This window comes from Streptomyces sp. SPB162 (assembly GCF_029504575.1).
Classification (GTDB): domain Bacteria; phylum Actinomycetota; class Actinomycetes; order Streptomycetales; family Streptomycetaceae; genus Actinacidiphila.
Map to the genome: position 1 here is coordinate 5,018,959 of NZ_JAQFII010000001.1, position 25,775 is coordinate 5,044,733.

Sequence of the window (25,775 nt, forward strand, 5' to 3'; positions counted from 1 at the left end):
CGTGGGTGGGGAGGAAGTCGGGAGCGACGGTCACGGGCAGCTCCTCCGAGCCGAAGTGCGGATGAGGTGGGCGCGAGGTGGGCGGGCGCTACTTCCGCATGATCGCGGGTTCGTGCCGCCGCAGCAGCCTGGCGACCAGGAACCCCAGCACGGCCGAGAGCAGGACCAACATGCCCATGTTCAGCAGCCAGACCCCGGCCGAATGCTGGAACAGCGGGTCCGAGGTGAGCTCCTGCGGCACGATCCGGTGCAGGTCGACGGTTCCCGCCATGGCGCCCAGCGCCCACCGGGACGGCACCAGCCACGACAGCTGCTCCAACCCGGGTACGCCGTTCAGCTTCAGCAGCGCACCGCAGAACACGACCTGCACGATCGCGAGGAGGACCAGCAGCGGCATGGTGACCTCCTCCTTCCGCACGAGCGCGGACACGAACAGGCCCAGCATCATGGCGGTGAAGGCCAGCAGCGCCACGGCGAGGGTGATCTCGATGAGCGGTGGCAGGAACACCCCTTTGCCGCCGGGGGCGTTCAGGTCCACGCCGAACAGGCCCACCATGGTGAGCACCACGGCCTGCACCACCGTGATCAGCCCGAGCACCACGACCTTGGACATCAGATACGCGGACCGGGACAGCCCGACCGCCCGTTCCCGCTGGTAGATCACCCGCTCCTTGACCAGCTCGCGCACGGCGTTGGCGGCACCGGTCAGCACGGCGCCGACGCAGAGGATCAGCAGCCCGTTCAGCGCGGTCTCCTGGGTGAGTTTGCTGCCGGCCAGGGCGTGCGCCATCGCCCCCATCACGAACGGCAGCGCCACCATGATGATCAGGAACGTCCGGTCGGCCGTGAGCGCCGCCGCGTACCGCCGGACCAGCGTGCGCAGCTGCGCGCCCCAGCTCTGCGGTTTCGGCGGGGCGACCGGGACCCGCGCGGGCCCGGGGATGTGCTGCGGCTGCCGCGACTCCGTCGCGATGTACTGCCGGTGCAGCGGCGACGCGCGGTACCGGCCCGACCAGTCGCGCTCCCCGTCGTTCTCGAAGGCTTCGAAGGCTTCCGGCCACTGCGCGAACCCGAAGTACGCCAGCGCGTCGTCCGGCGGACCGTAGTAAGCGATCTTCCCGCCCGGCGCGAGCACCAGCAGCCGGTCGCAGACGTCCAGGCTCAGCACGCTGTGGGTGACCACGATGACCGTACGGCCGTCGTCCGCGAGGCCGCGCAGCATGTGCATCACCGAGCGGTCCATGCCCGGGTCGAGACCGGAAGTCGGCTCGTCGAGGAAGAGCAGGGACGGTTTCGTCAGCAGTTCCAGTGCGACGCTCACCCGCTTGCGCTGCCCGCCGGAAAGACTGTGGATGGGCTGGCCGGCCCGCTCGACGAGTCCCAGCTCGCGGATCACCTCGTCGACCCGCGCCCGCCGCTCCGCTTTGGCGGTGTCCTCGGGGAAGCGCAGTTCGGCCGCGTAGGCGAGGGCCCGCCGCACGGTCAGCTGCGAGTGCAGGATGTCGTCCTGCGGTACGAGGCCGATCCGCTGGCGCAGCTCGGCGTAGTCGCGGTACAGGTCACGGCCGTCGTAGAGGACGGTGCCCTCGTCCGCGGGGCGCTGCCCGGTCAGTGCGTTGAGCAGCGTGGACTTGCCCGCGCCGCTCGGTCCGACCACGGCGAGCAGGCACTTCTCGCCCACGGGGAAGGAGATTCCGTCGAGCAGCGTCCGCCGGCCCTTGTCGATCCGTACGGCCAGGTCCTGCACGTCGAGCGAGACCTCGCCGGTGTCGACGAACTCCTGCAGTTCGTCGCCGACGAGACAGAAGGCGGAGTGGCCGATGCCGACGATGTCGCCGGGGATCACCGGGGCGCGCTCCACCGGCTGGCCGTTGAGGTAGGTGCCGTTGTGGCTGCCCAGGTCGATGATCTCGTAGCCGTCGGGCCCTGCCCGCAGCTCGGCGTGCCGGCGCGAGACCACCAGCTCGTCGACGACCAGGTCGTTGTCCGGTTCGCGGCCGATCCGCACCGTACGGGCCGCCGAGGGCAGCGGCCGTACGGAACTCGGCCGGCGGAAGGTGCTGGTGGCGGCGGGATGCGCGACGGACGACGGACGACGGACCTCCGTCGGGTGCACCGCCGCCGGTCGGCTCAGTACCGCGCGCGGCCCGTCGTCCGCGTCACCGAACCGGAGCACGCTGCCGGGCCCGACGGAGGACAGCCGCACCCGCCGTCCGTCGGCGTACGTGCCGTTGGTGCTGTCGTCGTCCTCCAGCATCCAGTGGCCGACGGCGGGCCGCAGGACCGCGTGGTGCCAGGAGACCCGGTCATCGCTCAGCACCACATCGCTCAGGGGGTCGCGCCCGATGCGGTAGGACCTGTTCGGCTCCATCACCTGGGTGTCGCCGTCGGCTTCGACGACCAGCTCGGGTGCGATGGGAGTGACCGGTCGGTCTTCCATGGTCAAATTTTACGGCGACGGGCCGGGCCGCGCCCGTCGGGCGCCCCGCCACGGGCCCCGCCGATGATCATCGACCGGTGACGCGCCGATCGGCGGCCCGGGCCGCCGGAAGGCGTGGCGCCGGGAGCCGCTGCGTATCCTCGGTTGCCGAGGCGACGCGGATCATGGAGGTGTCAGGTGGAATTCCGGCTGCTCGGATCCGTTGCCGTCGTGACGGAGAACGGCGACGTGGCACTGGGACCCGCCAAGCGCTCCAGCCTGCTGGCGATGATGCTGCTGCGGCCCAACACGCCCGTCCACGTCGGCCAGCTGATCGACGCCCTCTGGGAGGACGAGCCGCCCGCCCACGCCAAGACGGTGTTGCAGGGACACGTCTCCCGGCTGCGCGCGGTACTGGCCGAGCACGGCGCGGACGCCTACGGGGTCGAGCTCACCACCCAGGGAACGGCGTACACGCTGCGACTGCCGGAATCACTGGTGGACGCGCACCGCTTTGAAGAGCTCGTCGCGCTCGCGGGGGTGCAGCGGCGGCCCGCCGACACCGTGCGGATGCTGCGCGAGGCGCTCTCCTTCTGGCAGGGGCCCGCGCTGACCGGGACCGTGCAGAGCAGGCCACTGGAGGCGGCGGCCGGCGGCCTGGAGGAGCGGCGGCTGGCCTCGGTGGAGGCGCTGGCGCACGCGTACGGGCAGCTCGGCGAGCACGGCAGGGCCGCCGCCGTGCTCCGCACCGAAGCCGTCGCGCACCCGCTGCGGGAGACCCTGGCGGCCGCGCTGATGCTCGCGCTGGGCCGCTCGGGGCGCCAGTCGGACGCGATCGGCTGGTACCACCGCACCCGGCGGCTGCTCGCGGAAGAGCTCGGAGTGGACCCCGGTGAGGCGCTCGCCGAGGCGTACGCGACGCTCCTGCGCTCCGCCGAACCCGCGCCGGCACAGCGGCCCGCCCCGCCCGCCCCGGTAGCCGTCCCCGAGCAGCTGCCGCGGCAGCCGCGCGGCTTCACCGGTCGGGACGCGGAACTCGCCGCGCTCGCCAGGGCCGCCGGCGCCGGGGACGGCCCCGTCTGCCTGATCACCGGGCCCGCGGGCGTCGGCAAGACCGCCTTCGCCGTGCACTGGGCGTACGACCGTCGCGACGACTTCCCGGACGGGCGGCTCTTCGCCGACCTGCGCGGCTTCAGCGACACCCCGGCGCCCGAAGCCGGCGCCGTACTGCGCGAGTTCCTGCTGGCGCTCGGCACGCCGGCGCAGCGGATACCGGAGACCGCCGACGCGATGGGGGCGTTGTTCCGCTCCCTCACCGCGGACAGCCGGCTCCTCGTCGTCCTCGACAACGCGCGCTCGTCCGAGCAGGTCAGGCCGCTGCTCCCGGGCGGCGACCGCTGCACGGCGCTGGTCACCAGCCGCGACCGGCTCGGCGGCCTCATCGCCTCCGACGCGGCCCGTCCCGTCCCCCTCGGGCACCTTCCGCCCGCCGACTCGGTGGCGCTGCTCCGCAGTGTGCTGGGCGCGGAGCGGGTCGCCGCGGAACCCGACGCCGCCGCGCGGCTGGCCGGACTCTGCGACGGGCTGCCGCTCGCCCTGCGGGTGACGGGCGCCCGCCTGGCCGAGCGGCCGCAGTGGACGCTCGACGCGATGGTCGGTGAACTCGCCGACGAGCAGGGCTGTCTGGCGCTCCTGAACATCGAGGACACCGGGGTCTCGGCCGCCCTGCGCCTGACGATGCAGCAGCTGCCCGAGTCCGCCGCCCGGCTGTTCCGCGCGATCGGCCTGCACACCGGATCCGACCTGGACCGTTTCGCGGCGGCCGCACTCGCCGGGACGTCCCCCGCGCAGGGCCTCCGCCGACCTGGACCGCCTCGCCGCGGCCCATCTCCTCACCGAGTCGGTCCCCGGCCCGCTGGGCGCCGCACGATCTGGTGCGCCTCTACGCCCGCCATCTCGCCCCGCGGGCGGACCCGCAGGGGCTGCACCGCCTCCTCGACCACTACCTCTACACCGGGCTCGCGGCGGACGCGGCGGCCGAACCGGGCTCCCAGCCCTGCTACGCACTGCCCCGCGATTTCCTGCGGCCCCCAGCCACCAGGGAGTTCGAGGATCGCGCGGCGGCGCTGGCCTGGTACGAGGCGGAGCGCCCGGCCCTGGAGGGGGCGGTCGCGGCGGCCGCCGCCCTGGGCCTGCACGACCGGGCCTGGCGGCTCGCGCTCGTGCAGTGGCCGCTGATGCTGTGGCGGATCAGGGACGGCTGGGTGCCGCTCCTGCGGGCCGGGCTCGCCTCGGCGGAACATGTGGGCGACCTGGACGCGCAATCGCGGGTGCGGGCGCTGCTCGGCTGGGTGCTGCACGAGGAGGGGCACGACGCCGAGGCCCTCGTTCACCTGGCGCAGGCGCCCGAGCTGGCCGCACGGGCGGGTGACGGGATCAGTGAGGCGATCGCCCACGCCAACCTGGGCGTCGTCGTGGACGCCACCGGCGACCACGCGCGGGCGGAGGCGCTGATGACCCACGCGGTCTCGCTCGCCGCGCGCACCGGCCATCCCCCCACCCAGGTGCTGACCCTCCAGCACCTCGCCCGGCACTGCCTCGCGACGGGGGAGTACGAGGCGGCGCTCGCGCACGCGCTGTCGGCGGCCGAACTCGTCTCCCCGGACGCGGTGGTCGTGCGGGCCCAGCTGCAGATCGTCCGGGCCGAGGCGCTGACCGCGCTCGGCCGTCCGGAAGAGGCCGCTGACCAGCTGAAAGGGGCGGCGGCGACGGCTGACGCGGTCGGGTTCACGGAAGGTTCCGCACGGGCCGTTGAGCTGCTGACGCGGCTGTCAGCGGATCGTTAGCGGTACGTAAGCGGGACGGCAGCGCCCCACCGGAAGGTTGTATCCAGCACCGAATGTGTGCGGCCAACTTTCACTACGGGGAGATCCATCGTGCGTATCCACCGCAAGAACACCCTTGCCGCCGCCGCCGCTGTCGTCGTCGCCGCCCTGTCCCTCGGGCTGACCGCCTGCGGCGGAGGCGACACCGACGCGAAGGGCGGCGGCAGCCCGAGCGCCACACAGACCCCCTTGGACGCGGCGTCCACGCCGGCGGGCGGCACGGGCGGCACGGGCGGCACCAAGGTGGCGGACCCGGCGGCTTCCAAGGGCAGGACGTCCGCCTCGGGCGGCACCGGCAAGAACTCGACCGGCTCGACGGACACCGCCAAGGTTCCCGCCTGCGGCTACAAGGACGTCAGGATCGCGATGGCGAAGGCGGACGAGACGCCCACCGAGCACATCGTCCTGACCGCCGAGAACACGTCCGGCCGCACCTGCCGCCTCATCCGGTACCCCCTGATCGCCTTCGGCGACATCCAGACCGCCAAGGACATCCCGGCCGTCGCGAAGAGCAGGCCGGCGACCACGGTCGTCCTGAAGTCCGGCGAACCGGCGTACGCGAACGTCCGCGTCGGTCTGGGCGGCGTGCACGAGAACAACAAGGTCGTCACCAGCTTCAACGTCAACCTCTTCGCCACCGACGGCCCCGCCGAGGGCAGCGTCGTGATCACCGCCCCCTCGGGCGGCCTCTCGGTCGACGAGGCCGCCGCGAAGACCGGCTACTGGACCTCCGAGCTCCGCAACGGCGCCGACGAGTTCTGAGCCGCCCCGGCTCTCAGCCCCGTCGCGGCGGAACGAGCTCCCGCAGGTCGAGGCTGATCGCGAAGGGCACCGGCCGCGGGAGCGAACCCCGGCAGTTGCCGGTCGCCCCATACGAGCGGGTCGGCCCGTCGAGCTCGCACACGGCCTAGGGCCGCCGGATTCGACGGCTGATTTCCGCCGGAGGTGGCGGCCGTGGTGGCGCAGGATCAAGGCATGTCATCTCGCTTTGAAGCCAAGGTAATTGTCGTCACCGGGGGAAATTCCGGAATGGGGAAGGCCGTCGCGGAACGCATCGCGTCGGAAGGGGCTGCCGTGGTGATCGCCGCGCGGCGGAAGGATGTGGGGGAGGAAGTCGCGGCGGGGATACGGGCCGCCGGTGGTCGGGCGGTGTTCGTGGGGGCTGATGTCACCGTCGAGGACGACGCCGCTCGGGTGGTGGAGGTCGCGGTCGCGGAATTCGGGCGGCTGGACGGCGCTTTCAACAATGTGGGCGGGGTGAATGCGTTCGGTCCTGTGCAGTCGGTTGAAGCGGATGCCTGGCGGGCTGATATCGAGCACAATCTGTCGTCCGTGTTCTACGGCCTCAAATACCAGATTCCGGCGATCGTCGCGGCCGGCGGTGGTGCGATCGTCAATAACGCGTCCAATCTCGGCGTCGTGGGAATGGCCGGCGTCTCGCCGTACGTGGCGGCGAAGCACGGTGTCGTCGGGCTGACGCGGGCGGCGGCGCTGGAGACCGCCGAGCAGGGGGTGCGGGTCAACGCGCTGGTCACCGGGGGAGTGGACACGCCGCTGTTCCGGGCCACGATGGGCGCCACGCCGGAAGCGGTGGCGGCGATCGCCGCGATGCACCCGGTGGGGCGGATCGCGCTCCCGGAGGAGATCGCCGCGTTCACGGCGTTCCTGCTGAGCGATGAGGCGGCGTTCATCACCGGCGCCGCCCTGGCGGTGGACGGCGGGTTCACGGCTCGCTGAGGGATCGGGGGGTCAGGGGCGCAGGGTCAGTTCGAACCAGACGGTGCGTCCTGCCGGACCGCCCGTGATGCCCCAGCCGGCGGCGAGGACCTGGACGAGGCCCAGGCCGCGTCCACCCTCGCCGTTGCCGTTCAGCACCCGTGGAACCTCTCGGCTGCCCTGGTCGTGGACGGCGACGCGCAGGACGTCCGCGGAGAAGCCCAGTTCCACGGTGAAGCCGCCGAGCAGGTCCCCCGACCGGGTGTGCAGGATCGCGTTGCTCGCCAGCTCGCTCACCAGGAGCACGGCGTCGTCGACGACATGGCGGTAGACCGGATCCACGAGCAGTTGGGTGACGTAGCGGCGGGCCGTGGAGACCTGGGTCGGGGTTCCCGGGAAGGTCCGGAAGGCCGTACCCGGCTCCGGAAGGGCGGGCGTGGGGGCGGGAGCCGGGGCCGGGGCCGCGGCGGGGGCGGGGGCCGCTTGAGCCGCCGCTAAGACGGGCCCGGCGGTGGGGAGCGGGCCCAGCCCGAGCGCGTCCCGCCCGAGGGCGCCTGACTGCCGCTTCATGAGAGGTCCTCTTCCTGTGGGACCACCCGCAGAGCGAGCAGCGTCAGATCGTCCTGCGGGGAACCACCGGCGAAATCCACGACCTGCTGCTCCACCGCGCTCACCACCGCCTCGGCGGCGAGACCTCTGGCCCCGGCCAGGGCCGCGAACAGCCGCACGCCCTGCGCGACCTCGTCCCGCTGGGCCGCCGCGTCCGGCCTCCGGTCCCGGTTGCCCGTGCGGTTCGAGGCGGCGATCGTACGGTGCGCGGCGCCCGCGCCCTTCGGGCTGCCGGGCGTGCCCGGTGCGCCGGCGCCGGCGCCTGTGTCGCGGGACTCGCAGGACCCGTGGAGGTCCTGGGCGTCGTCGGATTCGGGGGAGTCCGGGTACAGGCCGACGGCGGAGATCAGCGGGCGGGCGCCGGGCGGGGTCCGCAGCTGCATCGGTTGGACCCGCACCGCGCTCGCCCCGGCCGTGCCGGTGAGCAGCAGGGGCACCGGCCCCGGCCGGGCACTGCGCTGCGCGGCACCGAGCGCCGATCGGAAGGCTTGCCGGTACCCCGACCGGACCCGCGCTGCGAGCGGCTGCCCCGCCGGCAGCTCGCCGTCGCTGCCGAGCAGCCGTGCGGCCTCGTCCTTGACGCGGTGGATGACGCCCTCGGGGTGGAGCAGGAACACCGGGACGGGGAGTTCGCGGAAGGTGGTGTGGAGCATCTGCCCCTCACGCTCGGCGCCCTCGACCCGTAGGGCGATGCGTTCGCCGTGTGCGTGCAGCTCCTCCAGGCACGTCCGCAACTCGTCCTCGGCGGACTCCGGTTCGGCGAGGGCCAGGCCGAGTGCGCCGAGCCGGTCCGCCGGGCGCCCGTCGCGGCGGCCGTCGCGACGGCCGCGCAGATCCGAGATCCGCTCGCTGAGCGCGCTCAGTTCCTGATGGAATCCGGCCAGATCCCAGGATCCGGGAGCATGAGCGGCCCGCGCCGATCCACTGTTCCGGGGCTGGACAGACGCGCCACCTACCCCGGTGCGCGCTGGGTGAGCTGTCATTAACTCAACGTAACGCAGCTCGTATCGTACGCGAGCGAAACTGCCAACAGGCTTGACGTTGATCGACGGATGCTATAGAGGAACCTGGCCAAGCCGCCCGGTTCGCCGCCCCTGAGGGCGGTGAACCGGGCGGCCGTGCCGCCGTGCCGGACCGGCGGATCAGCGGTGGCTGAGTCCCCGGTCGATCGCCGTGATCAGTTCACCGTCGGCGGTGTCGCCGTCCAGGGACCAGACCATCGCGCCGCCCAGTCCGTGAGCGCGGATCCAGGACGTCTTCGCCTTGAGGACCCGGGGGTCGTCGTAGGTCCAGAAATTGGTGCCGTCGTAGAGCCACGCGAAGCCATTGCGGGTGTCGCGGTGCACCTGGTAAGTGCCGGACGCGGCAAGGGCCTTGAGGGCGTGGTAGTCCTCGTTGCCCGGCTGCCAGGTGGCGGGGGCGGGGCCGGTGGACGGTTGGTACAGGCCGTGCGTGCCGCCGTCGGGCACGCCCGTCCAGCCCTGGCCGTAGAAGGGCACGCCGAGGACGAGCTGCCGGGCGGGCGCGCCGCGCTCCAGCCAGTCCCCGACGGCCTGCGCGTCGCTGAACTCGTTGGGAACGGGGGAGTTCCGCGGAGTGCTGAGCGCCGACTGCTGGTTGGTGGTGGCCTCGTAGGGCCCGTGGAAGTCGTATCCCTGGACGGTGCCGAAGTCCAGGTACTGGAAGATCTTGCGGGCCTCGAAGCCGGCGTCGATCTTGGCCGGGGCGGCCGGGAGGAACGCCGACAGGTCGTAGTGCCGGTGCGTCCGACGGCCGTACGCGTCGAGCTGGCGGCGGAACTCGGCGGTGAGCGCCGTGAAGTTCCGCTTGTCCTCGGGGCGGTGGACGGTGCCGGCGTTGCCGGCCGAGGCCGGCCACTCCCAGTCGATGTCGATGCCGTCGAACAGGCCGGCGGCGGAGCCGGGGCCCCCCTTGCCGTCGAGCAGCGGCAGGTTGCCCTTGATGAAGACGTCGATGCAGGACGCGACGAAGGCGCTCCGCGAGGCGGGTGTGAGCGCCGCGTCGGAGAAGTTCGTGGACCAGCCCCAGCCGCCGATCGAGATCATCGTCTTGAGGCGCGGGTTGGCCTTCTTGAGCTCGCGCAGCTGGTTGAAGTTGCCCGCCAGCGGCTGCTCCGCGGTGTCGGCGGTGCCGTCCACGGAACCGGCGGCGTCGAGTGGCCGCTGGTAGTCGGCCCAAGCGTCGCCCTGGCCGGGAACGTTCGCCTCGAAGCACTTGCCGTCGGTGCCGACGTTGGCGAAGGCGTAGTTGAGGTGGGTCAGCTTGGCGGCGGTGCCGCTGGTCTGCAGGTTCTTGACCTGGTAGTTGCGCCCGTAGACGCCCCACTGGGTGAAGTAGCCGACCCGCTTGTACTCGGGTCCTTGGTGGTGCTCCGGCTGCTGGTGTGCGCTGGCCGCGGTGGTGAGCGCGGGCAGCCCCACCACCAGGGAGAGGGAGCAGGCGGCGACGGCCAGCCTGCCGATGATTCTTCGACGCATGGGGCTCTTTCCTGTGCGTGAGCCGGGAATGTAAGCCGTGCTGTGCGGGGAGCGCGTGCGGGGGTGGAGAGTTGTACAGAACAGGAAAGTATTGGCCTAGACCAATGCGGTCAAGGGGGTACGACGAGGTTCTGCGGAGTCCGTAGGATCCCGGGGTGGACATACCCCCGCCCCAGCCCCCGCTCCAGCCTCCGTCTCAGCCCCTGTCGGACGCCCAGTCGCCGACCGGCTCGGGTCTTCCGTCGTACCCGCGGCCCCAGGCCGGGCCCCAGGGCCCGTTCGGGCAGGCCCCCTACGGGCCGCAGGGACCGTACCCGCCGCCGCCGTACCAGCAGTACTGGTACCCGCCGCCGCCCGCGCCGTCGATGAACGGCATGGCCATCGCGTCCTTCGTGCTGGCGGTGAGCTGCATTCCGGTGCTCGGCGTGGTGTTCGGCATCATCGCGCTCTCGCAGATCCGCAGGCGCGGGCAGCAGGGCAAGGCGCTGGCGATCGCCGGGGTCGCGGTCTCCGGTGTCGCGACGCTCTTCGTCGTCGTGATGATCGTCCTCGGGGTGTCCGGCGCACTGGACGACGGCACGCGCACGGCCGACCTGCGGTCGGGGCAGTGCTTCAACCTGCACGGCGACTCGCTCAGCGGGTCCAGCGGCGAGTCCCGCAGCGTCGACGTGGTGCCGTGCTCCGAGGAGCACGACGCGGAGACCTTCGGCATCACCTCCCTCTCGCAGGCGTCCTCGGAGTACCCCGGCGACAGTGAGGCGGAGACGATGGCCGAGAGCCGGTGCCGGGTGCTCGCGGAGGAGTACCTCGACGGCACCGACCGGTCGGTCGACCAGCTCGACATCTACTACTCGTTGCCGCGCGAGAGCGGCTGGTCCCGGGGCGACCGCAGGGTGACCTGCTTCTTCGGCGACGCCGGCCGGAAGATGACCGGCTCGGTCAAGGCGTCCCCGGGGGATCCCGGAACCAGCGCGTAATCCTTTGGGCATGGCTTGCGGACAGCCACCCAGGGTTGTCAAGCTGTCGCAGATAGTCAACCTGAGGGAGGGGCACCGTGCCTTTCGGTGAGCAGCCCGCGTACCTTCGTGTGGCCGACGACCTGCGCCAGAAGATCCTCGACGGGACGCTCGCGCCGCACACCCGGCTGCCCTCCCAGGCACGCATCCGTACCGAGTACGGGGTGTCCGACACGGTCGCGCTGGAGGCACGCAAGGTGCTGATGGCCGAGGGGTTCGTCGAGGGGCGGTCCGGCTCGGGGACGTACGTGCGCGAGCGCGCGGAACCGCGCCGCATCATCCGCTCCGGCTACCGGCCCGCGACCCCGCCCAGCCCCTTCCGCCAGGAGCAGGGTGACGAGGGCGTGAAGGGCACCTGGGAGTCGACCAGCAACCAGGACCTGGCGACGCAGCCGGTGGCCGAGCGGCTGCGGATCGAGCCGGGCGACCGGGTCATGCGCACGCGCTACCTCTACCGGACCGAGGGCGAGCCGACGATGCTCGCGACCTCGTGGGAGCCGCTGGCGGTCACCGGCCGCACGCCGGTGATGCTGCCGGAGGAGGGGCCGCTCGGCGGCCAGGGCGTCGTCGAGCGGATGGCGGGCATCGAGTTCGTGGTCGACAACATGGTCGAGGAGGTCGGCGCACGGCCCGGTCTCGCGGACGAGACGGCGGCGCTCGGCGGAGTGCCGGGCCACATCGTGATGGAGATCCGGCGGACGTACTACGCCTCGGGCCGCCCGGTGGAGACCGCGAACATCATCGTGCCGGCCGAAAGGTACCGCGTCGCGTACCACCTGCCGGTGAAGTAACGGGTGGGGTGGGCGCCGTTCCCGGTCGGCCCGGTCGAATCCGTTCGACGGTCCAGGGGTTGACCCGGGTACGGAGATGTCCGCCCGGGCGCGGAAACGGTGCCGAATCGGTCCTGATGGCGCTGCTCACGATCCGAACCGGTTGATCGAGTCGCACAGTTGGCCGAATCGCTACCTCTTCGTGTCAACCCGCACCCGGCGGGTGAACCTCGGGCGTAGTGTCGGGCATATGCGGATTGCCGTTTCCTCGGACACTGATGAACCGGTGGCACGGCTGGTCGTCGACGAGCTGCGCCACCGCGGCCACACCGTGCTCGCTTTCGGCGCGTTGCGGGCCGGAGATCGCAAGGACTGGGCCTGGAGCGCCGAAGCCGCCGCGCGCGAAGTCGCGGCCGGCCGTACCGAGCAGGCCGTGGTCTGCTGCTGGACGGGCACGGGTGCCGCCCTCGCCGCCAACAAGGTGGCGGGCGTGCGCGCGGCCCTGTGCGGTGACGCCTACACGGCGCGTGGCGCGCGAATATGGAACGACGCGAACGTGCTGGCGCTCAGCCTGCGACTGACCAGTGGGGCGCTGCTCTCCGAGATCCTGGACGCGTGGTTCGACGCGGTCGCGAGCGGCGACGCGGACGACCGGGCCAACGTCGAGCACGTGGATTCCCTCGGGGTCCTCGACGACGCTCCGGTCGGGGAGCGGGTCCGATGACCGATCTCCCCTGGGTTGTCGTACGCCAGGACGACAACGGCAACCGCTACCGCGTCGGCCGCTACGCGACGCGCGAGGAGGCCGAACGCGTCTCCGAGACCCTGGACGCGCGCGGCCACAAGCAGCTGTACCTCGTCGAGCGGATCGACCGCCAGGCGTCGTAGGGTTCCGCGCATGACATTGCGCGTGGTCGTGGGCGGAGCCGTACTGGACCAGGGACGGCTGCTCGCCGCCCGCCGCAGCGCGCCGCCCGCGCTGGCCGGCCGCTGGGAGCTGCCGGGCGGCAAGGTCGAGCCGGGTGAGACGCACGAGCAGGCGCTGGTGCGCGAGCTGCGCGAGGAGCTGGGAGTCGAGGTCGAGCCGATCGCCCGCATCCCGGGGGAGTGGCCGCTGAGCGCGGGGCTGGTCCTGCACGCGTGGACGGCGCGGCTGGTGTCCGGAACGCCGGTGGCGCTGGAGGACCACGACGAGCTGCGGTGGCTGTCGCCGGAGCGGGTCCACGACGTCGACTGGCTCGACCAGGACCGCCCGGCGGTGGCCTGGACCGCCGCCCACCTCCTCGCCTCCGGCTGAGGTCCCCTCGCACCCGCACCACCTGGCGACGCCCGCCGCGACCCGGCGGCCGGGCTGTCCCCCGTTTGCTGGAACCGTCACTCCCCGTCGCACGGTACAGACGGGGAGATATCGGGTATGTGGGGGTTGATCCCTCTTCATAGCCGGACGATCCGGCCCCATACGGTCAGGGACGATGTGGACGGCTTGAGCAGCAGCGACGAGGCGGCGGGGGCGGGGAGGCGCGGACGGCTGCAGCCGGGGGCGGCGGCCGGGGTCGCGGTGCCGGGCACCTTGCTGGACACCTTGCGGGTCGCCGTCGTCATGCTGGACACGTCCGGCCGGGTGCTGCTGTGGAGCCCGCTGGCAGAGGAAATGCTCGGGTGGGCCGGCGAGCACATCGTCGGCCGCCGCGTCGGCGGCTTCTTCGATCCCGGTGAGGCCGGGACCGAGACCACCGGCGGCGCGCACCGCAGCGGCGCCGAGCGGATCCTGGCGGACCTGCTGCGCAACGGCCGCTGGGACGGCATCCTGTCGCTGCGGCACCGGGACGGCCACAGCGTGCAGGTCGAGGCGCGCGCCTCGATGCTCGTCGACGGGGACGGCCGCCCGTTCGTCCTCGCCTCCGTCGCCGAGACGAGCCGGCTGCGCACCTTGGAGCACGACCTCGCCGCGCTGGACGCGCTCTACGACTCGTCACCGCTGGGCGTCGCGGTCTTCGACACGGAGCTGCGCTACGTCCGGGTCAACGAGGCGCTCGCCCGGATGAACGGGCTGTCCCCCGCCGACCACATCGGCCGGACCGTCGGCGAGATCGTCGACGACCCGCAGGCGGGTGCCGAGCTCACCACGTTGCAGCGGGCGGTGCTCACCACCGGCCGCCCCGTCATCGACCTGATCATGCTGGCCCCGCGCGGCCTCGGCCACCGCTCCATCTCGTACCACCGCCTGGTGGACCGGGCGGGCAGCGTGCTGGGCATCAGCGCGACGGTGATGGACGTGACCGAGCGCAAGGAGGCCACCGACAAGGTCGAGCGGGCCCGCAGCCGGCTCGCGCTGCTCAACGACGTGGGCGCGCGGATCGGCGGCCTGCTGGACGTGCGCCGTGGCGCGGAGGAGCTGGCGCGGGCACTGGTGCCGAGGTTCAGCGACTATTCGGGGGTGATCCTGCACGCGGCGGTCGCCGACGGCGGCGAGCTGCCGAGCGTGCAGTACAGCGAGAGCACCCCGATGCGCCAGTTGGGCGTGGGCGCGATCCGGCAGGGCCCCGAGGTGGACCGGATGATCAAGCTGGGCTCCGTCATCTCGTTCAACCGCAAGTCCATCTTCGGCGTGGTGCTGGCCACCGGGCAGCCGCAGTTGGTGGAGAACGACCAGCAGTTGCTCGCCACGACGTTCCCCGGCGACCCCAAGGTGCGGGCCACCATGGAGTTGGGCATCCACTCGCTGCTGGTGCTCCCGCTGCGGGCGCGCGGTGTCGTGCTGGGGCTGCTGGTGGTCAGCCGGGCGGACGGCAGGGAGCCGTTCGACCGCGACGACCTGGCGCTGGCGATGGAGCTCGCCGACCGCGCTGGCTCAGGCCTGGACAACGCGCGGCTGTACGTCCGGGAGCGCGAGGGCGCCCTGATGCTGCAGCGCAGCCTGCTGCCGCAGACCGTTTCGCAGCCGCAGGGCGTCGAGGTCGCCTTCCGGTACGTGCCGGGCAGCAGCGGCACCGAGGTGGGCGGCGACTGGTTCGACGTGATCCCGCTGGCCGGCGGCCGGGTCGCGTTCGTCATCGGCGACGTGATGGGGCACGGGCTCGGCGCCGCGGCGACCATGGGCCGGCTGCGTACCGCCGTCAGGACCCTGGCCGGGCTCGACATGCCGCCGCACGAACTGCTGCGCCGCGTCAACGATCTCGGCGACGACCTGGCGCAGGATCAGGACGAGGGGTGGATGGCCACCGTCGTGTACGCCGTCTACGACCCCGCCACCCGGCGCTGCACCCTGGCGAAGGCCGGGCACCTGCCGCCGGTGCTGGTCCATCCCGGAGGGGAGGGCGGCTTCGCGGGGTGCGGGGCGTCGCTGCTGGAGATGCCGTCGGGGGCGCCGCTCGGCGTCGAGGGCGTGGAGTTCGAGTCCGTGGAACTGGACGTGCCGGACGGCACGGTGCTGGTGCTCTACACCGACGGGCTGGTCGAGGCCCGCGGCGAGGACATCAGCGACGGTCTGGACCGGCTCTCCGCGGTGCTGTCCCGGCCCTTTTCCTCACTGGAGGACGCCTGTGACGATTTGCTCGCGACGATGGTGCCGGGCCGGGAGCCGGACGACGTGGCCCTGCTGATGGCACGGCTCGGCGGCCTCCCCGAGGGCAGCACCGCCTCGTGGACGTTCCCGGCCGAGCCCAGTGCCGTACGGCGCGCCCGCCGGCGCGTCCGGGAGACCCTCGCCGACTGGCACCTCGAACCGCTGACCGACGTGACGGTGCTGCTCGTCAGCGAGCTGGTCACCAACTCCCTGCGGTACGCGCACGGTCCGATCGGGGTCCGCATGGTGCGCGGCGGCTCGCTGCTGGTCGAGGTCTCCGACCCGCTGCCCGATCCGCCGCTGGAACGCGTCGCCTCCACCGAGGACGAGGGCGGCCGCGGCCTGCAACTGGTGGCGCGCGCCTCGCGGCGCTGGGGGACCCGGCACGGACGGCTGGGCAAGACGGTGTGGTTCGAGCTCGCGATGCCCGTCGGCGGGTCCGGCACCTGAAGACGTGGTCCTGACGATGCGGTCCTGACGAAGTGGTTCAGCCACTCCCCACCGGGTAGCGAGTAGAGGCGAACGGGAACGAGTGGGAGCCGAGATGATGCTGTGATCGTCAAGACCGTGTGCGGGACGGTCGTGATGCTGAATACTCGGCTCCAAACCGGTCCAAGTGTGCTGAGCTGGAGGGGTCGGGCCAGTGAACGACGTGCCAGCGGGGGCCGATGTGTCTGATGAGCGGGGCGGGACCACTTCTCCCCGGGCCACGGTCTGGCAGTCCAGCCCGCCGGGTTCGATCTACGACTACATCCGCGTCGCCTCCTTCTCGATCGGCCCCGACGGGCGGATCGACCAGTGGAGCGACCGGGCCGCCGAGTTCTTCGGAGTGCCGGCGACGCAGGCGCTCGGCAAGGACCCCATCACCGCGTTCGCGCCGCCCGACACCTGGGACCGCGCCCGCGAGCGGGTGGCCGAGATCCTGGACGGCCGCGAGTGGATAGGCCTCGCGCCCTACCGTGACGCCGACGGCGCCGAGGGCATCGCCGAGATCTACGTGATGCCCGCCGACCGCGGGGCGCTCTGCATCGCCGTCGACGTCTCGTCACTGCGGCAGATAGAGACCGACCTGGCGGCCTCGCAGGCCGTCTTCGGGCAGTCCCCGATGGGGTTCGTCCTGTTCGACACCCACCTGCGGCTGCTGCGCGTCAACGAACGTTTCGCGGCCGTCTTCGGCCGCACCGCCGAGGAGCACCGCGGCCGAGGCCCGCACGACTTCCTGTCCCGGGTCGAGGCCGACCGGCTCACCGCCGCGCTGCGCCAGGTGCTGGAGAGCGGCGATCCGGTCCTGGACATGCCGCTGGTCGGCAGCGTGCCGGGGGAGAGCGGGCGCCGCCGCTGGGCCATCTCGCTGTACCGGCTGCACAGCGGCAGCGGGCGGCCGATAGGGGTCGCCGGGCTCGCCATGGACGTCACCGGGCGGCAGCGGGCGGAGCGCGAGGCCGCGCACGCCCGCCGCAACCTCGCCCTGCTCAACGAGGCCGGGGTGCGGATCGGCAACTCGCTGGACCTGGAGACCACCGCCCGCGAGCTGCTCGACGTCGCCGTGCCGCACTTCTGCGATCTGGCCTCCGTCGACCTGTACCAGTCGCTGCTCGTCGGCGAGGAGGACCTCGCGGGCACCTCGGACGGCAGCGGCGAGGTGCGCCGGGTGGCGTTCGCCAGCGCCGTCTCGAACGCGCCCTCCGCGATCCTGGGCGATGACGGCGGGGACGGCGAGGTGCCCGTCGGGGCCGTCCATCGCCACCCGTTCAGCTCGCCCTGCGCGAGCGCGCTGCGCACCGCCCAGACGCAGATGGTCGGGGTGGACCCCGAGCCGGACCTGGGCGGCGCGCTCGTCCAGTCCACGCTGATAGTCCCGATGGTCGCCCGCGACACGGTCCTCGGCCTGGTGCAGTTCTCCCGGGCCAAGGGCAGCGAGCCGTTCTCCGAACGGGACCGGATGCTCGCCGAGGAGCTCGCCGCGCGGGCCGCGGTCTGTATCGACAACGCGCGGCTGTACCGGCGCGAGCACGAGCGGGCGCTGATCCTGCAGCGCAGCCTGCTGCCCCCGGGCAACCCGGAGGCGGCCGGGCTGGACATCGCCTGCCGCTATCTGCCGGGCAACATGGAGACCGAGGTCGGCGGCGACTGGTTCGACGTCATCGAGTTGCCCGGGCACCGCACCGCGCTCGTCGTCGGCGACGTCATGGGCCGCGGCCTGCGCGCGGCCGTGGCGATGGGTGAACTCCGCACCGCGGTAAGGACGCTGGCCCTGCTCGACCTGGAACCCGCCGAAGTGCTCACCGCGCTCGACGAGGTGGCTCGCGGGTTGGGCGCCCCGCCCGAGACCCGCAGCCGGCGGGGCAAGGACCGCGGCGGCACGGACCTCACCGAGGTCTACCTCGCCACCTGCGTCTACGCCGTGTACGACGCGGTCACCCGGCGCTGCACGATCGCCAACGCCGGGCACCTGCCGCCGGTCGTCGTCGAGCCGGGCGGGCCCGCGCTCATGCTGGAGGTCCCCACCGGATTGCCGCTCGGCGTCGGCGGCGAACCTTTCGAGGAGGTCGACGTCGAGCTCCCGGACGGGGCGCTCCTCGGGCTCTACACCGACGGCCTCGTGGAGTCCCGCAACCACCCGCTGGACGAGGGCCTCGAATCCCTCCGCGGCGCGTTCGACGACCCGCAGCGTCCTCTGGAGGACGTCTGCGACCACATCCTCGCGACGCTGGACACCGCCCACGGCGAGGACGACATCGCCCTGCTGATGGCGCGCGTCCACGGCCTGCCCGCCGACTCCGTCGGGGACTGGACGCTGGAGCCGCACCCCGCCTCGGTCGCCCGGGCCCGCGAGCACGCCCGCGAACGGCTGGTGTCCTGGGGTCTCGACGAGCTGGTCGACACCACGGAACTGCTCGTCAGCGAACTGGTCACCAACGCCCTGCGGCACGGTGACGGGGACATCAGGCTCCGGCTGCTGCGCGACCGCACGCTCGTCTGCGAGGTCTGGGACGGCGCGCTGGTCCAGCCCAGGCGGCGGCGCGCCCGCGACACGGACGAGGGCGGCCGCGGCCTGCAGCTCGTCAGCCTGCTCAGCGAGAGCTGGGGCAGCCGCCGTACCCACCGCGGGAAGACCGTCTGGTTCGAACTCGCCCTGCCGGGCGCGGGCAACGGCAGGGAACCGACCGTGGACGAACTGTTGAGCATGTACTGACGGTGGCCACCGGCGGCGAGCTGCCGGGCGCTGCGTGGCTACCGGGCCTTGAGGGCGGCCAGCCGGGCGTCGACCTCCGCGGAGTCCGAGAGGCTGTCGAGGCTCTCGAACTGGGCGTCCAGCGAGGACGCGGCCAGCTCCTCCCTGCCCTTGGCCTTGGCCTCCTCACGCCGGACCTTGTCCTCGAAGCGGCCCAGCTCGCTGGTCGGGTCCAGGACGTTGATGTTCTTGGCGGCGTCCAACATCTGGTTCTGCGCCTGTGCGGACTTGGCGCGGGCCACCAGCGAATCCCGCCTGCCCTGCAACTCCCCCAGTTTGGCGCGCATCTGGTCGAGCCCGGCCTTGAGCTTGTCGACGATCTCGGTCTGGCTCGCGATGACCGGCTCCGCGGTCTCCGCCTCCTTCTCCGACGTGACCTGGCGGCCGAGCGCGACCTTCGCGAGGTTGTCGAAGCGGTCGGCGTCGGCGGTGCTGCCCGCGGCCCGCAGCTCGTCGGCCTTCCTGCTGGCGGCGAGGGCCTTGCCACCCCACTCCGCGGCGGCCGCCACGTCCTCGTCGTGGTCCTGCTCCATCAGCCGCAGGTTGCCGATCGTGGCGGCGACCGCCTCCTCGGCCTCGGAGATGTTGTCGCTGTAGTCGCGGATGAGCTGGTCGAGCATCTTCTGCGGGTCCTCGGCCTGATCAAGGAGCGCGTTGATGTTGGCCTTCGCGAGCTGGGTCACACGGCCGAGGATCGTCTGCTTCGTCATGGCTGGAGTTCCTTCCGGGCCTGTGGGCCTTGGGAGATGGAGGTCGAGAAGAGCGTCAGAAGCGGCCGCCGCCGCCCATCCGGCCCCGGGTGCCGCCTCCGCCGAAGCTCCCCGGCCTGCCGCCCCCGCCGCCGAAACCACCGTCGAAGCCTCCACCGCCGTTCAGGATCCCGCCGAGGAGGATCCCGCCCAGCACGGCTCCGCCCATCCCACCGCCACCGCGCCCGCCCCCGCCGAACCCGCCCCCGAACCCGCCCCCGAATCCGCTCCCGCTCAGGTCCTGTTGCGCGAACTGCTGCGCCTCCCGCGCCAGTCGGTCCGCCTGCTGCGCCTCGGCGAGCGCGCCCGCCGCGTCCGTGGCGGCCAGCGACTCGGCCTGCTCCAGCCGCCGTTCGGCCTCCGCGAGCCGGGTGCGCGCCTGGCTGCCGATCGCGCCGCGATGCGTGGTGATGACGTCCCGGGCCGCGGCCACCTCGCTGCGGGCCGCGAGCAGGGCCTGGCCGAGCAGACCTTGGGCCCGCCGCTCGTTCACCGCGCCCTCGCGGGCGCCGGCCAGCGCCGTGTCGAGCGCGGCGTCCGCCTCCTCGATCCGGCGCAGCGCCGAGATCGGATCGTGGTGGCCGGCCGCCAGCTCCTGGCGTACGTCGGCGAGGACGGACTCGGCGCGGGCCGCGCGGCCGCGCAGATCGGCCGTCGAAGCGCCGTCCACGGGACCGCCGAGCAGCCCCTTGGCGTCGGCCAGGTCGGTGTCGGTCTCGGTGAGCGCGTCCTTGAGCCGGGCGTCGGCGTGCTCCAGCTCCTCCGCCCGGCGCACGACGGACTCGGCGAGCGTCCCGGCCTGGTCAAGGGCGCCTTCCGCGGCCCGTACGAACACCGCCGCCCGGGAAGCGTCGCCCGCGTCGATCGCCTGCCGGGCCCCGTCGATCGCGGTCCCGGCGAACACCAGCCGGTCCCGCGCCTCGGCCGGATGGCCGGTGACCGGTTCGACGGCCGAGGCCGCGTACGTCCGGGTGAGCGCCCCGATCGCGGTCTCGGCGGCCGTCACGTGCGCGGCGAGCGCGGCCACGGCCGCCTCGGCGTGCGCGAGCGCCCGCGGGGCGTTGGACTCCAGCGCGCGCAGCCGGTCGAACGCCTCCGACTCGGCGTCCAGCCGGCGGTTCGCCTGGGTGCAGCGGCTCAGGATCTCGTCGAGCATCTGCCGCCGGGTCGCGTCGTCCTCCGGAAAGGCGTCATCGAGCTTCTGCCGCAACCGGAACGCGGCGGTCAGCTCACCGCGCGCGTACGAGACCGCCTCGGTGAACGGCTGCGCCGCCTCGTCACCGAACTGCGCCGCCGCGAAGCCGAGCTCCTCCTGGCTGGTGCGGACGGCGTCGTCCGTCTCCACCAGCAGCTGCTTGGCCTGGGAGTCGAGCTCGGGGAGCGGCGTGAGGCGCGGCTTCTCGGCCTCCCGGCCCCAGCCGCCGTCCTGCGGCGCCACGGCTCCACCGCCCCGCTTGCGCCGCGAGTACACGAACGCGCCGAGCAGGCCGGCGCCGCCGATCGCCACGACCGGGATCCACACGCCGCCCGACCCGCCCACGTCCGAGCCGCCGCCCGGATCCTCGGCTCCCGGCGTGATCGCGGGCGCGACGACCGGCTGCCCGGCCCGCACCGCCCCGAACCCGTCCGCGGCACCGATGGCGGCGCCCGCCCAGTCGTTCTGCTTCAACGCGGGCTCGATCGCCGAACGGTTCACCTCGTCCAGCTGGCTCTGGGTGAACCCGGAGTTCTGGTCGGCGGAGACGGCGTACTGCCGGTCGTGCGTCGCGACGGCCAGCAGCACGTCGCTCTGCCCGAGGCCGTTGCGCTGGGAGGTGGCGTTGGCCCACTCCTGCGCGTCACGGCCGGAGAAGCCGGACACGTAGACGACGAAGAGCTGGAGCCGCTGCCTTGCGTAGAGCTTCTCCAGCGCGGTGGCCACCTGCGCTTTACGGTCGCCCAGCGCGCCGACCTTGTCGGTGATCTGGCCGCTGCGCGTCAGCGTGACGGGGTCGTCGGCGTAGGCCGGGCCGCCGAGCAGCAGCAGGGCGCTGAGCAGCGCAACGATCCCGCCGAGTCGCCGCATCAGCCGCATCCGATCCGCCACGCGCCTGCGGCATGGCCTCCTTCCGGAGCGTATGCGCGCTTTGTACCCCCCGCGACCGGACCATGGGTGACCTATGGCCTCCGGCGGATCTTGCTCCCCAACCACACCAGCGGGTCGTACTTACGGTCGACAGCCCGCTCTTTGAGCGGAATGAGCGCGTTGTCGGTGATTTTGATGTGTTCCGGGCAGACCTCCGTGCAGCACTTCGTGATGTTGCAGTACCCGAGCCCGTGGTCGTCCTGGGCCGACACCTTGCGGTCCAGGCCCTCCTCGGCGGCCGCGTCCAGGGGGTGCATGTCCAGCTCGGCGATGCGCATCAGGAAGCGCGGCCCGGAGAAGGCGATCTTGTTCTCCTCGTGGTCACGGACCACGTGGCAGGTGTCCTGGCACAGGAAGCACTCGATGCACTTGCGGAACTCCTGCGAGCGTTCCACGTCCTGCTGCTGCATCCGGTACTCGCCCGGCTTGAGACCCGCCGGCGGTACGAACGCCGGCACCTCACGCGCCTTGGCGTAGTTGAAGGACACGTCGGTCACCAGGTCCCGGATGACCGGGAACGCCCGCATCGGGGTGACGGTGATCGTCTCCTCGGGGGTGAAGACCGACATCCGCGTCATGCACAGCAGGCTCGGCCGCCCGTTGATCTCGGCGCTGCACGAGCCGCACTTGCCGGCCTTGCAGTTCCAGCGGACCGCGAGGTCGGAGGCCTGGGTGGCCTGCAGCCGGTGGATGATGTCGAGGACGACCTCGCCCTCGTTCACCTCCACCTGGTAGTCGTTCAGGTCCCCGCCGTCGGGGTCGCCCCGCCACACCTTGAAGTGCGCTGTGTACGTCACGGGGCCAGCTCCTCGTCCGTCAGATACTTCAGCAGTTCTTCCTTCTCGAACAGGGCGAGGAGGTCGTCCCGCATCGGGTCCATGTCGCGGTGCCGGAGCTCGACCTGGCCGCGCTCCGGGTCGGCGGCCGCCAGCCCGCCGCTGGGGTCGGACAGCTCGCAGACGAGGTTGACCTTCCGCCAGCCCCGGTCCATGCCGGGGTGGTCCTCGCGGGTGTGCCCGCCACGGCTCTCGGTGCGTTCCAGCGCGGCGCGGGCCACGCACTCGCTGACCAGCAGCATGTTGCGCAGGTCGATCGCCAGGTGCCAGCCGGGGTTGAACTGCCGGTGGCCCTCGACACCGGCCCGCCGTGAGCGCAGCCGCAGATCGGTGAGGCGGGCGAGCGCCTCCTCCATCTCCGGTGCCCGGCGGATGATGCCGACCAGGTCGTTCATGGCCTGCTGCAGTTCCTGGTGCAGGGTGTACGGGTTCTCCGCCGGGTGCCCCTGCGGAGAGTCCGGGCCGGAGGCCTCCGCGCTGAACGGGCGCAGCGCCTCGGCGGCCGCGCTGTCGATCTGGTCCTCGGGGACGGCGGGCCGCCCGGTGCCGAGCGCTGCCACGTACTCCGAGGCGTACAGACCGGCCCGGCGGCCGAAGACCAGCAGGTCGGAGAGGGAGTTGCCACCGAGCCGGTTGGAGCCGTGCATGCCCCCGGCCACCTCGCCCGCCGCGTACAGCCCCGGCACGCCGCGGGCCGCCGCGGTGTCGGGCTCCACGTCGACGCCGCCCATCATGTAGTGGCAGGTCGGGCCGACCTCCATGGGCTCGGCGGTGATGTCGACGTCGGCGAGCTCCTTGAACTGGTGGTGCATCGACGGCAGCCGCCGTCGGATCTCCTCGGCGGGCAGCCGGGTCGACACGTCGAGGAAGACGCCGCCGTGCGGAGTGCCGCGGCCCGCCTTGACCTCGGAGTTGATGGCGCGGGCCACCTCGTCGCGGGGGAGCAGCTCCGGCGGGCGGCGGAACGTCGCCGGGTCGGCGTACCAGCCGTCGGCCTCCTCCTCGGACTGCGCGTACTTCTCCTTGAACACGTCCGGGATGTAGTCGAACATGAACCGCTTGCCGTCGCTGTTGCGCAGCACCCCGCCGTCGCCGCGCACCGACTCGGTGACGAGGATGCCCTTGACGGACGGCGGCCAGACCATCCCCGTGGGGTGGAACTGGATGAACTCCATGTTGATGAGCGGCGCACCCGCGAGCAGCGCCAGCGCGTGCCCGTCGCCGGTGTACTCCCACGAGTTGGAGGTCACCTTGAAGGACTTGCCGATGCCGCCGGTCGCGAGGACCACGGCCGGGCTCTCGATGACGAACAGCCGGCCGGACTCGCGGATGTAGCCGAACACCCCGCTGACCGCGGGGCCGTCCTTGAGAACCCGGGTGACCGTGCACTCCTGGAAGACCTTCAGCCGCGCCTCGTAGTCGCCGAACTCGGCGAAGTCCTCCTGCTGCAGGGAGACGATCTTCTGCTGGAGGGTGCGGATCAGTTCCAGGCCGGTGCGGTCGCCGACGTGCGCGAGCCGCGGGTACTCGTGGCCGCCGAAGTTGCGCTGCGAGATCCGACCGTCCTTGGTGCGGTCGAAGAGCGCGCCCCAGGTCTCCAGCTCCCACACCCGGTCGGGCGCCTCACGGGCGTGCAGCTCGGCCATCCGCCACTGGTTGAGGAACTTCCCGCCGCGCATGGTGTCGCGGAAGTGCACTTCCCAGTTGTCGTTGGAGTTGGCGTTGCCCATGCTGGCCGCGATGCCGCCCTCGGCCATCACCGTGTGCGCCTTGCCGAACAGCGACTTGCAGATGACCGCCGTGCGCATGCCCTGCTCGCGGGCCTCGATGGCGGCGCGCAGACCTGCCCCGCCCGCGCCGACGACGACCACGTCGTAAGTGTGCCTTTCGACTTGCGTCATGCTGGTTGGCATTCCTTTCGATCAGAAGAACCGCGGGTCGTCGAAGGCGCCGCTGGCGACGAGGTACACGTAGAAGTCCGCGAGGGCCACGCTGATCAGCGAGACCCAGGCGAGCAGCATGTGGTGTGCGTTGAGCTTCCCGACCCAGCCCCAGAGCCGGAACCGCACCGGGTGCTTGGAGAAGTGCTTGAGCCGGCCGCCGACGATGTGTCGGCAGGAGTGGCAGGAGAAGGTGTACGCCCAGATCAGGACGATGTTCACCAGCATCACCAGGGTGCCGAGGCCCGCGTGGCCCCACTCCCCGTCCGCGTCGCGGAAGCTGAGCACCACGTCGTACGTCAGGATCCCGGCGACCGGGATCGCGAAGTAGAAGAAGTACCGGTGGACGTTCTGCAGGATCAGCGGAAAACGCGTCTCACCGGTGTACGTGGCGTGCGGCTCGGCGACGGCGCAGGCGGGGGGCGAGGCCCAGAACCCGCGGTAGTACGCCTTGCGGTAGTAGTAGCAGGTGAGCCGGAAGCCGAGCGGGAAGATCAGCACGATCAGCGCCGGGGACAGCGCCCACCAGCTGCCGAACAGATGCCAGTCGGCGCCGCCGTTCATATCGGCGCAGTTCGACGCCAGGCACGGGGAGTAGAACGGCGAGACGTAGGGCGCCGCGTAGTAGTTCCCGTTCGCGAACGCGCGCCAGGTCGAGTAGACGACGAACGCCCCCAGCCCGAGCGCGGTCACCAGGGGTGGGACCCACCACCGGTCGGTCCGCAGATGTCGGGTCGGAATGGCCGCGCGTCCCTGCGTGTGGACGCCGCGGCGGGCGGGACCGCTGTCGGCGGACTCGGTGCTTGAGGTGGTTCCGGTGGCCAATGCGTACTCCGGAGGGGAGCGGAAGGGGAGCCGGTGACGGCTGCGGTGGCGGGCGGACGTGCTGTCGCGGAGCGGCTGCCGGGAGGGCGGCTGCGGGAGGGCGCGGTTACGGCGCGTGGCCGTGGGGTGATCCCAGGCCCTCGTCCTCGCAGTCGGACCACAGCGCCCGGTCGTACGGGGTGTCGGGCACCATCACCATCTCCACGGCACCCGGTGGGGCGGCGGACGGCGCGGCCTCGCGCAGCAGGGTCAGGCTCTCGCGGAGGTGGTCCGCGTCGGCACGTACACGACGCATGTCGAGGCTGTTCCCGACGTGCTGCTCCAGTCGGCCCACGCAGCGGACCAGGTCGTCCAGCCGGCGCTGAACGGATGTCAGATCGTCTTGCAGGGACATGGATTTGCCCTCAGCTCTGCCGCAGGTGCGGTTGGTGACGCTCATGCGGAAGCGAGTGTCGCGCGTCACATGCGCCATTGGGAAGAGCGCGTACAGGGGAATCGGCGCCCGGTACGGGATCACGCCCGGGATCGCGCCGTGGCCGTGCGCCCGGGGCGGCCCCGGGAGGGCACCGCGCCGCCGTTCGGGTGGC

The 25,775-nt window shown here is 72.3% G+C and carries 19 protein-coding genes and 1 pseudogene; 10 read left to right on the plus strand and 10 right to left on the minus strand.

The annotated features are described in order from the left end of the window. Nucleotides 1–88: 88 nt before the first annotated feature. Entirely contained in the window at nucleotides 89–2,440 is a 2,352-nt protein-coding gene (locus M2266_RS23060; RefSeq protein WP_277439889.1) for an FHA domain-containing protein, read from the minus strand. A 177-nt stretch (nucleotides 2,441–2,617) separates the two neighbouring features. Here M2266_RS23060 and M2266_RS23065 point away from each other — a divergent pair. From M2266_RS23065 to M2266_RS23080, 3 genes and pseudogenes are all read left to right on the plus strand, one after another. Next, nucleotides 2,618–5,265 (plus strand): annotated as a pseudogene (locus M2266_RS23065) (BTAD domain-containing putative transcriptional regulator). A 90-nt stretch (nucleotides 5,266–5,355) separates the two neighbouring features. Further along, complete coding sequence (locus tag M2266_RS23070; protein ID WP_277439890.1) at nucleotides 5,356–6,066, plus strand: DUF4232 domain-containing protein; 711 nt, start codon at nucleotides 5,356–5,358, stop codon at nucleotides 6,064–6,066. A 192-nt stretch (nucleotides 6,067–6,258) separates the two neighbouring features. After that, nucleotides 6,259–7,041, plus strand: a complete 783-nt coding sequence (locus M2266_RS23080) for an SDR family oxidoreductase (protein ID WP_277439891.1) — start codon at nucleotides 6,259–6,261, stop codon at nucleotides 7,039–7,041. A 12-nt stretch (nucleotides 7,042–7,053) separates the two neighbouring features. Here the strand turns inward: M2266_RS23080 and M2266_RS23085 are convergent, their stop codons facing one another. The 3 genes from M2266_RS23085 to M2266_RS23095 form a co-directional block, all read right to left on the minus strand. Further along, on the minus strand, nucleotides 7,054–7,590 hold the full coding sequence (locus M2266_RS23085; protein WP_277439892.1) for an ATP-binding protein: 537 nt from the start codon (nucleotides 7,588–7,590) through the stop codon (nucleotides 7,054–7,056). After that, nucleotides 7,587–8,612 carry a PAS domain-containing protein gene (locus M2266_RS23090; RefSeq protein ID WP_277439893.1) on the minus strand — a complete coding sequence of 342 codons (1,026 nt, stop codon included), beginning with the start codon at nucleotides 8,610–8,612 and terminating at the stop codon, nucleotides 7,587–7,589. The genes M2266_RS23085 and M2266_RS23090 overlap by 4 nt, the downstream gene beginning before the upstream one ends. A gap of 159 nt (nucleotides 8,613–8,771) precedes the next feature. Beyond that, entirely contained in the window at nucleotides 8,772–10,127 is a 1,356-nt protein-coding gene (locus M2266_RS23095; protein ID WP_277439894.1) for a glycoside hydrolase family 18 protein, read from the minus strand. Between the two features lie 155 nt (nucleotides 10,128–10,282). Between M2266_RS23095 and M2266_RS23100 the strand changes: the two genes are divergently transcribed. The 7 genes from M2266_RS23100 to M2266_RS23130 all read left to right on the plus strand — a co-directional run bounded on the left by M2266_RS23100 (nucleotide 10,283) and on the right by M2266_RS23130 (nucleotide 18,674). Beyond that, nucleotides 10,283–11,104: a DUF4190 domain-containing protein gene (locus M2266_RS23100; protein WP_277439895.1), complete on the plus strand. Its 822-nt coding sequence runs from the start codon at nucleotides 10,283–10,285 to the stop codon at nucleotides 11,102–11,104. 77 nt (nucleotides 11,105–11,181) lie between these two features. Beyond that, a complete protein-coding gene (locus M2266_RS23105) occupies nucleotides 11,182–11,934 on the plus strand; it encodes a GntR family transcriptional regulator (RefSeq protein WP_277439896.1) in 753 nt (250 codons plus the stop codon). Between the two features lie 229 nt (nucleotides 11,935–12,163). Continuing rightward, nucleotides 12,164–12,637 (plus strand): RpiB/LacA/LacB family sugar-phosphate isomerase, encoded by a 474-nt coding sequence (locus M2266_RS23110; protein WP_277439897.1) that lies wholly within the window; start codon nucleotides 12,164–12,166, stop codon nucleotides 12,635–12,637. After that, nucleotides 12,634–12,801: an SPOR domain-containing protein gene (locus M2266_RS23115; protein ID WP_277439898.1), complete on the plus strand. Its 168-nt coding sequence runs from the start codon at nucleotides 12,634–12,636 to the stop codon at nucleotides 12,799–12,801. The genes M2266_RS23110 and M2266_RS23115 overlap by 4 nt, the downstream gene beginning before the upstream one ends. A gap of 10 nt (nucleotides 12,802–12,811) precedes the next feature. Next, nucleotides 12,812–13,210, plus strand: coding sequence for a (deoxy)nucleoside triphosphate pyrophosphohydrolase (locus tag M2266_RS23120; RefSeq protein WP_277439899.1), 399 nt, complete (start codon nucleotides 12,812–12,814; stop codon nucleotides 13,208–13,210). Nucleotides 13,211–13,396: 186 nt separating this feature from the next. Continuing rightward, nucleotides 13,397–15,928: a SpoIIE family protein phosphatase gene (locus M2266_RS23125; protein ID WP_346780924.1), complete on the plus strand. Its 2,532-nt coding sequence runs from the start codon at nucleotides 13,397–13,399 to the stop codon at nucleotides 15,926–15,928. A 220-nt stretch (nucleotides 15,929–16,148) separates the two neighbouring features. Further along, nucleotides 16,149–18,674 carry a SpoIIE family protein phosphatase gene (locus tag M2266_RS23130; protein ID WP_277439900.1) on the plus strand — a complete coding sequence of 842 codons (2,526 nt, stop codon included), beginning with the start codon at nucleotides 16,149–16,151 and terminating at the stop codon, nucleotides 18,672–18,674. Between the two features lie 38 nt (nucleotides 18,675–18,712). Here M2266_RS23130 and M2266_RS23135 read toward each other — a convergent pair whose 3' ends face one another. The 6 genes from M2266_RS23135 to M2266_RS23160 form a co-directional block, all read right to left on the minus strand. Next, nucleotides 18,713–19,423: a PspA/IM30 family protein gene (locus M2266_RS23135; protein WP_277439901.1), complete on the minus strand. Its 711-nt coding sequence runs from the start codon at nucleotides 19,421–19,423 to the stop codon at nucleotides 18,713–18,715. A 55-nt stretch (nucleotides 19,424–19,478) separates the two neighbouring features. Beyond that, nucleotides 19,479–21,527, minus strand: a complete 2,049-nt coding sequence (locus M2266_RS23140; RefSeq protein WP_277441318.1) for a TPM domain-containing protein — start codon at nucleotides 21,525–21,527, stop codon at nucleotides 19,479–19,481. Between the two features lie 92 nt (nucleotides 21,528–21,619). Further along, complete coding sequence (locus tag M2266_RS23145; protein ID WP_277439902.1) at nucleotides 21,620–22,384, minus strand: succinate dehydrogenase/fumarate reductase iron-sulfur subunit; 765 nt, start codon at nucleotides 22,382–22,384, stop codon at nucleotides 21,620–21,622. Further along, nucleotides 22,381–24,324 (minus strand): fumarate reductase/succinate dehydrogenase flavoprotein subunit, encoded by a 1,944-nt coding sequence (locus M2266_RS23150; RefSeq protein WP_277439903.1) that lies wholly within the window; start codon nucleotides 24,322–24,324, stop codon nucleotides 22,381–22,383. The genes M2266_RS23145 and M2266_RS23150 overlap by 4 nt, the downstream gene beginning before the upstream one ends. Before the next feature lie 21 nt (nucleotides 24,325–24,345). Continuing rightward, nucleotides 24,346–25,188 (minus strand): hypothetical protein, encoded by an 843-nt coding sequence (locus M2266_RS23155; RefSeq protein ID WP_277439904.1) that lies wholly within the window; start codon nucleotides 25,186–25,188, stop codon nucleotides 24,346–24,348. A gap of 106 nt (nucleotides 25,189–25,294) precedes the next feature. Continuing rightward, nucleotides 25,295–25,582 (minus strand): hypothetical protein, encoded by a 288-nt coding sequence (locus M2266_RS23160; RefSeq protein ID WP_277439905.1) that lies wholly within the window; start codon nucleotides 25,580–25,582, stop codon nucleotides 25,295–25,297. Nucleotides 25,583–25,775: the final 193 nt, after the last annotated feature.